Source organism: Lederbergia wuyishanensis, from assembly GCF_022900255.1.
Classification (GTDB): Bacteria; Bacillota; Bacilli; order Bacillales; family Bacillaceae_C; genus Lederbergia; species Lederbergia wuyishanensis.
Window position 1 is genome coordinate 77698 of record NZ_JALIRM010000003.1, and the last position, 15396, is coordinate 93093.

At 36.8% G+C, this 15396-nt stretch carries 13 protein-coding genes; 12 read left to right on the forward strand and 1 reads right to left on the reverse strand.

Annotated features, from left to right (window positions below; genetic code table 11):
* The first annotated feature begins 80 nt into the window (after positions 1–80).
* The 11 genes from MT489_RS08340 to MT489_RS08390 all read left to right on the forward strand — a co-directional run bounded on the left by MT489_RS08340 (position 81) and on the right by MT489_RS08390 (position 13557).
* On the forward strand, positions 81–647 hold the full coding sequence (locus MT489_RS08340) for a polysaccharide deacetylase family protein (RefSeq protein WP_244681076.1): 567 nt from the start codon (positions 81–83) through the stop codon (positions 645–647).
* Between the two features lie 96 nt (positions 648–743).
* Positions 744–1838, forward strand: coding sequence for a Gfo/Idh/MocA family protein (locus tag MT489_RS08345; RefSeq protein WP_244681077.1), 1095 nt, complete (start codon positions 744–746; stop codon positions 1836–1838).
* 199 nt (positions 1839–2037) lie between these two features.
* The gene (locus tag MT489_RS08350; RefSeq protein WP_244681078.1) at positions 2038–3183 is read left to right on the forward strand and encodes a GntR family transcriptional regulator; all 1146 of its coding nucleotides are present in this window, start codon (positions 2038–2040) and stop codon (positions 3181–3183) included.
* Positions 3184–3372: 189 nt separating this feature from the next.
* A complete protein-coding gene (locus MT489_RS08355) occupies positions 3373–4692 on the forward strand; it encodes an ABC transporter substrate-binding protein (RefSeq protein ID WP_244681079.1) in 1320 nt (439 codons plus the stop codon).
* Positions 4693–4757: 65 nt separating this feature from the next.
* Complete coding sequence (locus MT489_RS08360; protein WP_307416227.1) at positions 4758–5699, forward strand: carbohydrate ABC transporter permease; 942 nt, start codon at positions 4758–4760, stop codon at positions 5697–5699.
* Positions 5700–5713: 14 nt separating this feature from the next.
* Positions 5714–6547, forward strand: coding sequence for a carbohydrate ABC transporter permease (locus MT489_RS08365; protein WP_244681080.1), 834 nt, complete (start codon positions 5714–5716; stop codon positions 6545–6547).
* Positions 6548–6608: 61 nt separating this feature from the next.
* A complete protein-coding gene (locus tag MT489_RS08370; protein WP_244681081.1) occupies positions 6609–7478 on the forward strand; it encodes a sugar phosphate isomerase/epimerase family protein in 870 nt (289 codons plus the stop codon).
* A gap of 102 nt (positions 7479–7580) precedes the next feature.
* Positions 7581–8561 (forward strand): Gfo/Idh/MocA family protein, encoded by a 981-nt coding sequence (locus MT489_RS08375; RefSeq protein ID WP_244681082.1) that lies wholly within the window; start codon positions 7581–7583, stop codon positions 8559–8561.
* An 82-nt stretch (positions 8562–8643) separates the two neighbouring features.
* Positions 8644–9744, forward strand: a complete 1101-nt coding sequence (locus MT489_RS08380; protein WP_244681083.1) for a Gfo/Idh/MocA family protein — start codon at positions 8644–8646, stop codon at positions 9742–9744.
* A 265-nt stretch (positions 9745–10009) separates the two neighbouring features.
* A complete protein-coding gene (locus tag MT489_RS08385) occupies positions 10010–11188 on the forward strand; it encodes a GntR family transcriptional regulator (RefSeq protein WP_244681084.1) in 1179 nt (392 codons plus the stop codon).
* Between the two features lie 323 nt (positions 11189–11511).
* Entirely contained in the window at positions 11512–13557 is a 2046-nt protein-coding gene (locus MT489_RS08390; protein ID WP_244681085.1) for a GxGYxYP domain-containing protein, read from the forward strand.
* A gap of 57 nt (positions 13558–13614) precedes the next feature.
* On the opposite strand, the gene MT489_RS08395 is transcribed toward MT489_RS08390, so the two are convergent.
* Positions 13615–14394, reverse strand: a complete 780-nt coding sequence (locus MT489_RS08395) for a phytanoyl-CoA dioxygenase family protein (protein WP_244681086.1) — start codon at positions 14392–14394, stop codon at positions 13615–13617.
* A gap of 478 nt (positions 14395–14872) precedes the next feature.
* Between MT489_RS08395 and MT489_RS08400 the strand changes: the two genes are divergently transcribed.
* Positions 14873–15382, forward strand: a complete 510-nt coding sequence (locus tag MT489_RS08400; protein WP_244681087.1) for a P-loop nucleotide/nucleoside kinase family protein — start codon at positions 14873–14875, stop codon at positions 15380–15382.
* The last annotated feature ends 14 nt before the right edge of the window (positions 15383–15396 follow it).

Sequence of the window (15396 nt, forward strand, 5' to 3'; positions counted from 1 at the left end):
CGACAAAATCAATAAGATGATGGTTAATTTTCTAAATCTTTTGTATTATAAAATGAGTGAACTTAAAATGGGGTGAAACTTTGGAAAATGTAAAGAAAAGGGTAGCTTTAACATTTGATGATGGTCCGCATCCTGAAAACACACAGAAGATTTTGGAACTACTTGACAAATATGAAGCAAAAGCAACATTTTTTCAGATAGGTAAAATGGTTGACGCAAATCCTGGGATCACATTAGAGGTTTTTACAAAAGGTCATGAAATAGCTTCACATACGTGGAATCATCCAGATCTTATTACTTTGAATGATAATCAAGTGCAAGAGGAAATTTTAACAACTCAAAATGTGATAAAAACAGTGATTGGGGAACTTCCTACTCACTTTCGTCCTCCTTATGGCAACACGAATGATTCTATAAGAGAGATAGCTAGAGAACATGGGGAAACGGAAGTTCTATGGACAGTTGATACACATGATTGGAAATCTCGTGATCCTCAAGCTATTTTAAAAATAGTACAAGAAGAAGTGCAGGACAAAGCAGTCATTTTAATGCATGATATACATTCTACAACGGTTGAAGCTGTTGAACTTGTGTTAAAATTTTTAGATGATGAAGGATATGAAATGGTTACACTCCGAAATCTATAAAACTATTACATTTCAAATTGTACGTATATTTTTATTGACTATTTGTCTGAAAACGTTTAAATTAGAAGCGAAGTTCTAGAAAAAGGGGATGCTGAAATGACAGAGAAAGTAAGAGTAGCAATCGTAGGCTGCGGTGGTATTGCGAATGGTAAGCATATGCCAAGCTTATCTAAAGTTAAGCAAGCAGAAATGGTAGCATTTTGCGATATCGAAGTGGAAAAAGCAGAAAAAGCTGCAGCTCAATTTGGAGTTGAAGGTGCGAAAGTATATTCAGATTATAAAGAGCTACTAGCAGACGGTTCTTTTGATGTTGTTCACGTTTGTACTCCAAACAGCTCTCATGCTGAAATTTCCATCGCTGCTATGGAAGCTGGAAAACATGTTATGTGTGAAAAGCCAATGGCTAAAACAACTGAAGAAGCTCGTCAAATGGTTGAAGCTTCCAAGCGTACAGGTAAAAAATTAACAATCGGTTATAACAACCGTTTCCGTCCTGATAGCCTACACTTACATAAATTATGTGAGCGCGGTGACCTAGGTGAAGTTTACTATGCGAAAGCTCATGCGATTCGCCGTCGTGCAGTTCCTACTTGGGGAGTATTCCTTGATGAAGAAAAGCAAGGTGGAGGTCCGCTAATCGATATCGGTACACACGCACTAGACTTGACATTATGGATGATGAACAACTACAAGCCAAAAGCTGTTCTTGGAACGACATACCATAAATTAGGTCAAAAAGAAAACGCTGCTAACGCATTTGGATCATGGGATCCAGAGAAATTCACTGTAGAAGATTCTGCATTCGGATTCATCACAATGGAAAACGGTGCAACAATCGTACTAGAATCAAGTTGGGCTCTTAATACTTTAGACGTTGATGAAGCAAAAGTTTCCCTAAGCGGAACTGAAGCAGGGGCTGACATGAAAGACGGCCTTCGTATTAACGGAGAAGACAATAGCAGACTTTATACAACAAAAGTTGACTTAGGAACAGGTGGAGTTGCGTTCTATTCTGGAAGTGCGGAATCAGATGCTGATATCGAAGCACGTCAATGGATCGAAAGTATCATCAACGATACTGAGCCATTAGTAAAACCAGAAGAAGCATTTGTTGTTACCCAAATCCTTGAAGCGATCTATGAATCTGCTAAAACAGGTAAAGCTGTTTATCTAGAAGAAGTATTTGCATAAGCATATATATGGAAAAAGCCTCCGATTATTTTCGGGGGTTTTTTTGTTGTGGAAATAGTATAATAGTCGTAGGATGACGAAAAGTGTTGGAAACCTGTTGACAAAAATCGACTTTGAAAAAATAAAAAAATAAAATTTTATTTGCTATTTTAAAAAGAGTTGATATAGTGATTATAACAACTTATAAGGTGATGCGAAAATGAAGGTACCATTATACAAGCAGATTTATGAGAATATTTTGCAAAAAATCCAAACTGGCGAATTAAAGCATGGGGACAAAATTCCTTCTGAAAAAGAATTAGCTGATGGGTTTCAAGTAAGTAGAATTACCTCTAAGAAAGCTTTAGACCTACTTGCCCAAGAACAAATTATAGAAAGAGTTCAGGGAAAAGGTTCTTTTGTTAATTATTTGGTCGAAGAAACGGAAAATATGCTCAATAGTATTCAAACTCTGGGTGTAAAAAAAGAATTGACAATCGGATTAGTTCTTCCAGGGTTCTCCGATAGCTACGGGGCGAAATTAGTGCAATCAATTGAAAACAATACATCGAAATATGGTGCGAATCTTTTAATAAAGCTTACTCGGGATAAAATTGAAGATGAGGAAAAAGCGATTGAGGAGCTTGTAGAGGCTGGGGTTAAGGGGATTATCATAATGCCGATACATGGTGAACATTATAATCATAAAATTTTGGAGCTTGTTTTGAAAAAATTCCCGATTATACTTGTTGACCGATATTTAAGAGGTATTCAGGCCAATGCCGTTTTTACAGATAATATTAATGCTTCTAAAAAAGCGACGGAGTACTTAATGTCACTTGGACATCAGTATATTGCTTATATTACACCACCATATGATGGCACTACCGTTTTGGAGGATCGTATGAAAGGGTATCAACTTGCACACACAGAGCAACATAAACCATTAAATCCTGATTACATTTTTACCAACGACGGATCTGACTTGGCTTTCATCAATAATAAGAAACGAGAATATGAAATAGAGATAGAGAATATGCGGAACTTTATTTTAAATCACCCTGAGATTACAGCTTTTGTCGCATGTAGGAATGCTTTTGCCACAATACTCTTGCATGTAATCGAGTCACTCGACAAAAAGGTGCCGGAAGACTATTCCATAGTTTGCTTTGATGGAATGCATTCGATTATTGGCAAGCATCCTTTTACTCATATCAAACAATTGGAAGATGAAATGGGGGCAATAACTGTTAAACGTTTAATTTCTCAAATAAATGGTGAAGAAAATATCAAAACAGAATTAATGAATTTTGATTTGATAGAAGGTTTATCAACTGCTTCAATAAAGGCCCCAGTGAAGAATTGAAAAGATTCTTCTTTTTTTTTATAAAAAAACTAATTGACATATTGATATGAGATAATATAGTATGTGAAGTACATTGAATATATAGACACCTTAGAAAATTACATATATTGAAAATGTAAGCGGTTTAAGGAGGCGTGGTAATTTAGTATTTGCTAGTTTACTATTTTCAAAAAAACCGGGGGTGTAAAAGTGAGTAAAAGCGCAAAGAAGTTCGGTCAATTGATGGTTATTAGTATTCTAGCCTTATCATTATTTCTCGCTGGTTGTTCAAAAGATCAAGCGTCTGGCGGAAATAAAGGTGGAGAAGGCGGAAAAGACGGAAAGACAGAAGTTACATTTTGGCATGGAATGACGGATATTACATTGAATGGACTTGAAGAAGTAATAAAAGAGTTTGAGGCAAAAAATCCTGATATCAAGGTTAAGGCAGTATACTCTGCCGGTGGTACTGATACTGATGAAAAATTACTAACGGCTATTGCAGGAGGAAATCCGCCGGATATTACTTATTTCGACCGTTTTAATATTGGTTCTTGGGCTTCTCAAGGTTCACTTGAGGATATAAGTGAATATGCGGCAAATTCCGGTATTACACAAGATAGTTATTATCCTTTTGCTTGGGAAGAAGCAAGTTATAAAGGAAAGCTTTATGGTATTCCTACTACAACAGACTCTAGACTACTATTCTATAACAAGGATTTATTTACTGAGGTTGGTTTAGATCCGGAAAACCCGCCTAAAACTATTGATGAATTAACTGCGGCTGCTGAAAAACTAACGATTAAGGATGGAAATCGTTTTAAACGAATCGGATTCATTCCTTGGTACGGTCAAGGCCAGCTTTATACCTGGGGATGGGTATTCGGAGGAGAATTCTACGATAAATCCACCGATAAAGTAACGCTTAACGACCCTAAAATCGTTGAGGCTTTGCAATGGCTGACTGACTATGCCAATAAATATAATATTGAAAATATCGCTAGCTTCACTGATTCTCAAGGTTCAGGCGATATGGATCCATTTCTTACGGGACAACTTGCAATGCAGATTAGCGGTCCATGGACTGTTTCATCTATTCAAAAATATAAACCTGATTTAAATTATGGTGTAACACCGATTCCGACTCCTACAGGAACTGACTTCCAAACGTGGTCAGGTGGATGGTCTATTGTAATGCCTAAAGGTGCAAAAAACAAAGATGAAGCTTGGAAGTTCATGGAATTCTTTGGAAGCCCAGAAGGTCAGAAGATATTTAGTGGAATTGTAAGGGATTTCTCAGTTATAGAGTCTGTTAACGCAGATCTTGGTTTCACAGAGGATCCTATCTTAAAAGAATTTACCGCAATTTTACCAGTTTCACATTACCGCCCTGTAATTCCAGAAGGAAATTTATTGTGGAATGAGCAAACCGCTGCTGTGGAGAAGGCAACTCGCGGCAAAGGTACTCCGCAAGAAATACTAGATGAGGCTACAGATAAAGTTAACAAGGCGCTTGAAAAGAAACAATAGCATTTCACTTGTCAGGGAGAGCCTATTCTCCCTGCTTCTGTTTAAAATAAGAAAGGGTGATGAGAGTGGCGCAGTTAACTAAATCTTCAACAGGTACACAGCCATTAGCATTAACTAAGAAAAACACTTTTTTTAACAAATCGAACATAACCGGCTGGTTATTTGCGGCTCCTTGGATAATTGGTCTAATCATATTTTATGTTTTTCCTCTAGGATCATCGATTTATTTTAGCTTCACTACATATAGTATTTTACAGCCAGGTGAATTTGTAGGGTTAGATAATTATAAGGAACTCTTCCACGATAAGATTTTTTGGATATCTATTTATAATACAGTCTATTTTGCTGTTTTCTTTGTCCCATTAAGTATTATTTTTGGTGTTTCTTTAGCTATGCTGCTTAACATGAAAGTGAAGGGAATGGCGTTATATAGAACAATATTTTTCCTGCCGACACTTGTACCCCATGTTGCATTAGCCGTTTTATGGATGTGGCTTTTAAATCCAGGATTTGGCTTAGTCAATGGCATGTTAGACATGATAGGTATACAAGGGCCCGCATGGCTAGGTAGCGAAACATGGTCGAAGCCATCTTTAATTCTAATGTCACTATGGGGAATTGGACAAGCTGTTATCATCTATCTTGCAGGATTTGGTGACATCCCAGAAGAATTTTATGAAGCCGCTGAAGTTGATGGTGCCAATTGGTTCCAAAAAACGTTTTACGTGACATTACCCCTTTTGACCCCTGTTATTTTCTTTAATTTAGTAATGGGTACGATTGGCGCTTTCCAACAGTTTACGTTGCCATATACAATGACAAATGGACAAGGTACTCCGGCGAACTCGTTAACGTTCTATGTAATGTATTTATATGATAACGGATTCAAATTCTTTAAAATGGGGTATGCCTCAGCAATGGCTTGGATCCTTTTTGTCATCATCATGGCTCTTACGGCTGTTATATTCTTAACATCTAAGCGCTGGGTCCACTATCAAGGAAAATAGAAAGGGGTATATATATGCAAGCAGGTGTTAAAAAGAAATTCCAAATAACCATTGCACATCTTGTGTTAATTGTGGCATCGATTTTCTTTGTCATTCCATTTGTATGGTTGGTTTCAACTTCTTTAAAACCGTTAACGCAAATATTTACTTTTCCGCCCGAATGGATTCCGAGACCTTTTCAGTGGGATAACTATGTAAGGGCGACGGAATATATTCCATTCTTTACGTACTTGAAAAATACGGTTGTCATAACGGTAATCAGTACACTGGGCGTAGTGCTTACTTGCCCACTTGTGGCATATAGTTTTGCCAAGCTGCGCTGGAAAGGTCGAAATGTCTTGTTTGTTGTCACGATCGCAGTCATGATGATCCCTGGTCAAGTAACAATGATTCCGCTATTTTTAATATTCAATAAAATGGGATGGGTAGGAACACCACTACCACTCATTGTTCCGGCATTTTTTGGCGTTCCATTTTCTATTTTCTTAATGAGACAATTTTTCATGGGATTGCCTGATACATTAAGAGATGCAGCTAAAATTGATGGAGCAGGAGAATTTAGAATCTATTGGCAAATCATGGTGCCACTAGCAAGGCCAGCAATACTAGCTATCGGATTATTTCAATTTATGGGAGCCTGGACAGATTTCCTTGGACCGTTGCTCTATTTAACTGATGAACATCAATACACGATGTCATTAGGTCTTCAACAATTCCAAAACCAAAAAGGTACTGAATGGGGCTTAATGATGGCAGTTTCTACGATGATGACACTACCAATTATTGTTATGTTCTTCTTTATGCAGAGAACATTTATTCAAGGTATTACATTTAGCGGAATAAAGTAACAAATAGTTTTATAGAATACTAATCTAGAAAATTATTTTATAAGTTTGGAGGAATTGTTAAATGGTATCTCCTATAGGAATGCGTATCCCGCCTCATATTGGGAAACTTGGTATGGAAAAAATAGCCGATTGGGCTGCTAGCGTAGGATTAAATGTAATTGATGTACCTTTTTATAACAAGGAAATAAAAACAGCCTTAAATAATGCGGGATTAGAAGTTGGTTCAGTGGATTTGAAAAATACATCTGCTTTACTAAGCGAAGATGAATCCCGTCGTGCGGATGCAATCAATTCAATAAGTGCTCAGATGTCAGAAGTAGCGGAACTGGGTGGAAAAGTTTTATTTATGGTTCTTCTCCCTGAGGACATTAATCAATCTCGTGAGAAAAGTTTTTCAATATGGAAAGAGACATTCCCTGAAGTGGTCAGCCAAGCTGAAAAAAATGGACTTTATATGGCATTGGAAGGATGGCCAGGACCAGGTCCGCAATATCCCGCACTTGGATGTACACCGGAAACACTAAGGGCCATGTTTAATCATATACCTTCGAAACACTTTGGTATGAATTATGATCCTTCTCATTTGGTGCGTCTAGGTATTGACCATCTGCGGGTTTTAGCTGAGTTTGGTGATAGAGTTAATTATTGCCATGGAAAAGATACTGAAATCTTAGAAGATGAACTATATGAATACGGTACTTTACCTGCTACATTTGGGGTTACATATGATTTTTCAGAAGGTGCATGGCGCTACACGATCCCAGGACATGGAGAAGTAAAATGGGATAAAGTAGCTGTTCGTTTAGATAAATTAGGATACAAAGGGCCTATCAGCATTGAACTGGAAGATCATCGTTTTTGGGGGTCTTTGGAAGCTGAACAAAGGGGAATCATTAAGGCGAAAGACCACTTGGCTTTATATTTTAAATAAAACTTCAATGGATTTTACTAGATAACATTCATTAATAGTTGATTAAGATAATATGTATTTTTAAGGTAGGAAAATAAACTGGAATGAGGAGTGGGGGAGAATATGGATAATATTCGTGTTGGTATGATTGGTACCGGTGGAATCTCAAATTTGCATGGAGATCATATTGCAGAGCTTGATTATGTAGATATTGTTGCAGTTACAGATCCAAATGCTGAGAGCAGAGGAAAATTTATCTCAAAGTATCAATTGGATGGAGCAAAAGAATTTATTAATCATAATGACATGCTTAATAATGTCCAACTAGATGCAGTCATCATTTGTTCCCCTCATACCCTGCATTTTGAGCAAGCGATGGATGTTATGAATCACGGCTGCCATGTATTGATAGAAAAACCAATGGCATGCAGTAAGAAAGAAGCCGAGGAATTAATTGAAACAGCGGAAAAGTTAGGAAGGGTTTTACAGGTATCGTATCAACGACATTTTGACCCTGAATTTATTTATATACGTGATGCGATAGCAAATGGAGAAATTGGAAAATTAACTTCTGTGACTGCATCCTTGTATCAACAATGGGGACATGGACCGAATAATGTATGGCGTAAAAATCCTGCTTTATCAGGTGGTGGGATGTTAATGGATTCGGGCAGTCATATTTGCGATGTACTTTTATGGACAACTGGACTAAAACCGTTGGACGTAAAAGCTCAACTAGAAAAACATAATTCAACTGTTGAGTTAGACTCTTTTACGGCAATACGTTTTGAAAACAATGTAATTGCTGCGTTGAACATTGTTGGTTATGCTCCAATTTGGCATGAGACGTATGCATTCTGTGGTGATAAGGGTGGAATCTTCTATGATAATGGAAAGATTACTCTTCATAGATTAAGAGAGGAACCAATCACGCCGAAACTTCCAGAAAAGACAACAAACCAGGATAAAAGCTTTTTCGATGCTATTCTTGGAAAGCATGAGGTTAAAGTTCCAGGACATTTTGCCAAACAAGTTGTTACCCTTACGGAAATGATATATGAGGCATCCGGGTATAACCCGATGGCAGTTGAAACTACAAATTAAGTTGTTTAGGGTATTTCTGAAGTAATAGCATTAAAAGGTAATATAGTATGATTTATAAGTTTAAATTTTAGTAAAAGGGTGGTTGATTAATATAATTACTACTAATAAAGTAAGAATCGGAATTATCGGTAGCGGTGGAATTGCTCAAGCTCATGCTAGGTCCTATATGCAAATGCCAGAAGTCGAAATTATTGCAGTGGCAGATGTCATCCAAGGAAAAGCGGCTGAGTTTATCGAAAGGCTTGGCCTTACAGATGCAAAGGCATTTGATAGTCATTTAGAGTTATTGGAATTAGATCTTGATGGTGTAAGTGTATGTACTCCGAACGTGGCGCATCATCGGACGAGTGTTGATGCATTGAACGCCGGAAAACACGTATTAGTGGAAAAACCGCTTGCTGTAACGTTAGAGCAAGGTGTTGAAATGGTACAAGCAGGGAAAAAGGCAGACAAAATATTAACTGTCGGATTCCAACCAAGGTATGATCCTAATATGCAAGCTGTAAAACAAATTGTTCAATCAGGTCAGCTTGGAAACGTATATTATGTACAAACAGGTGGCGGACGCAGACGAGGAATGCCGGGCGGAACGTTCATTAATAAGGAACTAGCTGGTGCTGGTGCGATGGCGGATATTGGTTGCTACTCACTGGATTTAGCTTTGAATGCTTTAGGTTATCCAAAACCATTAAGCGTATCGGCGTTTACGTCAAACCATTTCGGAACAAGCCCTACATACCATCCACAAGCTGAAAGATTTGAAGTAGAAGACTTCGGAGTTGCACTTGTACGACTAGAGGGCGGAAAGGTTCTTAACTTTAAAATTTCATGGGCGATGCACATGGATTCCTTGGGGCCAACTCTATTCCTAGGAACGGATGCCGGGTTGAAACTAACACCAGCCGGAAGCGGTCCGTGGAGTGGCGTCTGGGATGGTGGAATTGGCTCTATTACTTTATTCCACGACATCCAAGGGCATCACACAGAAAGTCCAATCCCAGTACAACAACATAACTTAAATATTTTCTATGAAAAAGTCCGTGACTTTGTCGTAGCGATTAAGGAAGGAAAATCAGCTCCAATCCCGGGTGAAGAAATTTTAATCAACCAAGCAATCATTGATGGTATTTTAAGATCTTCTGAGCTTGGTAGAGAAGTGGAGATTGAGATTCCGGAGGTATAATCGAATGAGGAAAGCCCGAATTCTAATTGAATTCGGGTTTTTTGCTTAATTTGGAATCATATTAGAAGTAATATTTTTTAAGAGAATAATATTGCTTCAAAAATGCCTTACTTTTAGAAATATCTTAATTCAATTAGTAAATTTGGCGGGTATATTAAGGTATTATTATTTTAGAAATGTTACTTTTGACTTATGGATATTCGATATTTCTTGTTTGCCGAATGACATATTTGATATAATGTAATAAAAAATGGGAGTTTTGATGATGTCATCTGGTACAAGAGAACCACTTTACTTGCAGATACAGGATTACTTTAAAAATCAAATTTCCTCGAATCAGTTGGCTCCTCATGAACAGATTCCAACTGAGAAAGAGATCATGGAAAAATTTAATGTAAGCCGAATAACAGTTACTAATGCGCTAGCCGAGTTAGTAAATGAGGGTTTGATTTATCGAATTCCCGGAAAAGGAAGTTTTGTTCAGGAAGGTGTAAAAAACTATAAAGAAAAAGTAGAAATTTTGGCCGACAAAACCTCAGTTCCTTTTGAGGAAATAACTTCCCATAATCAGGTGCATAGTGAGCGCAAAATAATTGGTTTAATTATGCCGTCTATTGAAGATTACTTTGCTATTCGTTTATTAGCTGGAATAAACGAAGTCTTAAATGAAACAGAATATATTCTTACAATTATTCTTAGTCATAATTCTAGAGAAAAAGAACGTGAGGCAATTAGAGAGTTATTGAAATTGAACGCAGTAGGATTGTTAATTTTTCCAGTGGACGCTGAAATATATAATGAAGATATATTGGAATTAAAAGTTAGAAACTTTCCTTTTGTATTAATGGATCGTTATTTACCTGGGGTAGAAACGAATTATGTGATATCAAATAATATTGATGGGGCAAAGTTAGCTGTAGAACATTTATGGGATATGGGTCATCGAAATATTGCCATTTGTTCTGATTCCATCCTTCCAACAATTACTGTGGAAGATAGAATAAAGGGATATATGGATGCACTCAAAGAACGGGATGCGATGATTAATCCAAGTTTTATTCTGACGGATCTAGCTATCAAGCAGGGAGAATCGAATGATCAAAACCTATTGAATCAGTTTATTCGTAATCGAAAAGCAACTGCCTACATTGCTTTGAATGCCAAGTTGGGCGTTCATATTGCGAAATTTGCAAAAAACTTCTCTTTAAATATTCCTGAAGATATTTCTATCGTAACCTTTGACAATCCTTCATTCGATGATGATTTTGGTACGTATACTCATATATTTCAATCCGAACAAACTATAGGGAAAGAAGCTGCGAACATACTCGTACAAATACTTGAGGAACGAAGAAAAAGTAATGTTCCTTCCTTTGAGAAGAAAAGTATCTCTCCTAAGCTTGTCGTAAAGGAAACAACTGGCCCTGTTAATAAGAATTTTTAATCTAGCCCATCTTAATGAAGGGGCTTTTTTTATTGACATATATTACCTTAATGATATAATGATATATTATATAATGCATTTAAAATCCTCAACTAATTTTCCTACATAAATTAAATTTACCAAAAATTAAAGCGCCTTCATTTGTTAGTCCATAATAGTAAAAATAATAGAATAATTTTCTGTATCAAAGGGATTTTATAATTCCTTGATATATAATTAGGCAGTTTTTAAGGGGAGGTGCTACTTACATTTTTATCAATAAGAAAAAGACAGCGTTATAAAGTCTTCCAGTTACTAAACTAGTCAGAATGAAGGAGGATAAAATGATCCGTAAAATATTTTTGATAAGTTTAACGTTGTTTTTAGTGTTTTCAGGAAGTACTATTTACGCACAGAGTCTAAATTCAGAAGGTAAAGTCAAATGGCCAGCCGATCAGGCACTACCTACATTTTCAAAACCAAAACATCTAGATGTTATTGACATACAAAAATCTTCTGGTGAAGAGAAAATACTTTTTGCTTCATTACAAGGGAATGTGAATCGTGAACGTCCTCGGATTTATTTATATGAGGATAAATTTGGTGAAGGAAAATTCACTTGGTTAAATGATTTTAAAGTTCCTTATACAATAGTTGAAAAACCTTGGGATCTCATAATGAAGTATAAGAATGAAGTGTCAGGTATAGTCGTATACGATCCACTCGTTCCAGATTCAATTAATGTTGCTACTACGTTGGCAGGATTGGAAAGTGCTCTTGTGGCAAGTCCTGAACTAGCTGAAAAGCTTTCTGCAAAACCTTACAAATTGAAGGTGATTGAAGATTTTCGCGGGAAGTTTAAAGATGGACTAGATGCCTATCAATGGCAGTACGATAACCTTTGGTCAAAAACGACACATCGTATGTTAATTGGGTTGGATCCAACGAAAAATATACCTCTTCCAGGGGATAATTTTAAATCTTTTAAAACGATCCTTGAAGAAACAAAAGAGTTGAGAGATAGCTCTAATCGTGATGTGTATAACCTTAACTTGTCAGAGTATTTAGGAAAAGAAGCGGTTTATCTTCGTTTTCAAGATGCTTTTCCGGCAGATGGATGGGGACCGGCTTTACATGAAGTAACAGTAAAAGCGGATGGACAAATAATTGCTCAATTTATCCCGGGAACGGAAGGGGAAGAACCTTACCTTTATGATCGGGACGGATCGAATTCAGACGAACGATTTGATGGTCATAGATGGGCTGACGGTGGCAGTTATTTTGTATATGAATTTAAAGCGCCGGAGAATACTCAAGAACTTGTTGTTTCTCTTGATATGTGGAATCAGTTCAAGGTTTCAGTTTCGAATGAAAAGCCGTTAGCGTCAGGACAAAAAGAGCCATATGGCTTTTTAAGAGATTATGCGATTGCTAACCGTGCGATGGTATTCTGGCTTGAATCCAATATTCCGGAAGAAAAGGAGTTATTTGAGAAGATTTTATCTGATGTTAAACCAAACACTCCTTATTTAGGCTGGTTTGGAAATGACGTTGCAGGTGAATTCAGTGGAACTGAAATAGCGTCTAAGCACGGAGTATATGTACTTGCAGCCGATTGGTTTAATAATATGACTGTTTTTTCGAGTGCAAAAGGGAAAATCGTGAAACAAAAACCGTTGAAAGCTCCAAAGCTGGATAATAAAATTTATATCACTTTTACACTTGGTGAAGGTGATAATTTGCAATACAACCAGCATCATATGAGATTTTTATGGGACAATGAGCGTAGAGGAAGTGTTCCAATTAACTGGACAACAAGCCCCCTTCTCTACGATGTTGCCCCTTCCATTCTAGGTTACTATCAACAGACGGCTACGGAAAACGATTTATTGATTGCGGGTCCTTCAGGTGCTGGTTATATTTATCCTACACCTTGGCCAGATGATACTTTCCATTTGTATGCAAAGCAAACAGGGAAATACATGAAGAAAACTGGAATGGACATCATTTATGCTCTAAACCGGGTTGATGGTAAGGACGTTTTATTATCAGACTTCAAGGCACAAAATTATATCGATTATGTCAATCCGAAAGGCTTGTTTATTGGTTGGGATAATTATACGGAAACCACCATTTTAAATGGGAAATTGCCACAATCCATCCTACTTTCCTCAAGCAGTGTAGGGCAGGCGAAGGAGGAAATCGCAAAGGCAACTTCTAAATGGAATGGTGAGTCACCACTATTTATAGCAATGGGAATGTTAGCATGGTCCATAAATCCAGCTGATATTGAAGAAATAGTAAAATCACTGGGACCTGAATTTGAAGTTGTTCGTGGAGATCAGTATTTTAAACTCGTTCGTGAGGCGAATGGATTGCCGAAAAAATAGGATGCAACACTAAGAAAAAAGATGCACTCCTAATGGGAATGCATCTTTTTCGTACCATTAATTATTTACGAGTTGATATTCAGGACGATATTCACGAAAACGTGGATTTTCGCCACAGACCATTAATCCTTGTCCCCAATTCACATGTACGTCTTTTGTTGGCAAATCAGCAGGATCCCGATATTCGAATAATACATTTCTACGCGTGCGTTCACTTGAATTTGGTTTAGAACCGTGGATTGTTAAATAGTTGAAGAATAGCACATCGCCCGCTTCAGCAGGGCAGGAAACTCCTGATTCTATTGGATATTCTTTAGGATCTAAATAATAGCTGCCAATATGCTTTATTGGTCCCGCTTTGTGGGAGCCAGGTATTACATGGATGCAGCCGTTCTGCTCATCTGCATTATCTAAATGTACACTAGCGGCAAGAACGGTATGTTTTTCATGCGGAAAATAAGGATGGTCTTGATGCATTGGAAACGCAGCGCCTTTTTCTGGAGGTTTGACAAGCATTTTGGAATGGTGCAATTGCACATTTGAACCAATCAACTGTGAAAGGATGGAGACCATGTTAGGATGTGCAACGGCTTTTGTAAAAGCAGCATCATGATAATGAACATCATGGAAACCTTTTAAAACGAGTTTTTTCAATTCTTCTTCAGGAATATAATCTCCTTGCCATGTGTGGTTTGCATCTTTATTAGCCTCTGCAGCTCTTAGGAGAATGTTCTCGATTGCTTTTTTCATTTTCTCTACTTCTTGAGAATTAAAAACATTTTTTACGAGCAGATACCCATTTTCTTTGTAAAATTCCACATCTCTTGCTGATATCAAATCAATTACCTCCTCAATTTTTGTAACGACTCTATTAAATACCTATTCAATTTATAGGAAAATCATATCTACAAGTTTTTAGGATAATCTACCATTAATTTATACACATGGATAAAGATTTTCTTTAACTCAAGTTGAACCCTTTCTAAATCAGCATGTAACAAAACTTTCAGGGGATTTCGTTAATTGAAGAATCAATCCTATACATTTTGATAACCATCTTCAAAATAATTGTTTTATATATGTTATGTAATCGATTGTATTTTCATATCTTCAGAGCTTAGTAAAGAAGTGGAGATTATGATTCCGGAGATATAAATATCAGTAAATTGAATTTGAGTTTTTATATTTATAGGTTTCTTAAAGTCGAACAATCAATAAAAACAGAGCAAGAAACGACATTTCTCTAATATTTTTAATGGTATAATAGAAATTGTGTTTTTAATGATGTCTAGTAAACATTGAAGGAGATAAAAAAGTGCAATACATATACATCATATCCGGGCCGTGCGGAGTAGGGAAGTCCACAGTTTCTCGAGAAATTGCGAAGCTAGTACCGAATTGTGCGCTTGTAGAAGGAGATCATCTTCTGCATTTTTACCATGATCATTCAATGCTTCCGTGGGAGGAGCGGTTGTGGATTGCATGGAAAAATCTTGTGGACGTAACGAAAAATCTTTTACAACATAAGCTTAACGTCGTAATTGACTTTGTGGTTGAGGATGAATTAGAGTGGTTTTGCACATATTTTTCCCATTTAGAAATAACGTTTAAATATGTTGTTCTTCGAGCGGATGAGAATACACTGATAGAACGCATTACAAATCGCGGTGATACATATATGATTGACCGTTCGCTTTTTTTACTGAATCAGTTGGAAAATGATACACCGTCAAATGAGCAATTTTTATATGATACGACGAACAAAAAAACAGCTGATATTGTAAAAGATATAATAGAAGAAAAAAGATTTGAACTTACAATTTAAGGAGTGACGAGCAA

What these genes read in the sequence shown, in the direction of transcription:
- MT489_RS08385 (WP_244681084.1), top strand. Translation starts at nt 10,010, where the DNA reads ATGTCATCTGGTACAAGAGAACCACTTTACTTGCAGATACAGGATTAC.
- MT489_RS08345 (WP_244681077.1), top strand. Translation starts at nt 744, where the DNA reads ATGACAGAGAAAGTAAGAGTAGCAATCGTAGGCTGCGGTGGTATTGCG.
- MT489_RS08370 (WP_244681081.1), top strand. Translation starts at nt 6,609, where the DNA reads ATGGTATCTCCTATAGGAATGCGTATCCCGCCTCATATTGGGAAACTT.
- MT489_RS08375 (WP_244681082.1), top strand. Translation starts at nt 7,581, where the DNA reads ATGGATAATATTCGTGTTGGTATGATTGGTACCGGTGGAATCTCAAAT.
- MT489_RS08365 (WP_244681080.1), top strand. Translation starts at nt 5,714, where the DNA reads ATGCAAGCAGGTGTTAAAAAGAAATTCCAAATAACCATTGCACATCTT.
- MT489_RS08390 (WP_244681085.1), top strand. Translation starts at nt 11,512, where the DNA reads ATGATCCGTAAAATATTTTTGATAAGTTTAACGTTGTTTTTAGTGTTT.
- MT489_RS08350 (WP_244681078.1), top strand. Translation starts at nt 2,038, where the DNA reads ATGAAGGTACCATTATACAAGCAGATTTATGAGAATATTTTGCAAAAA.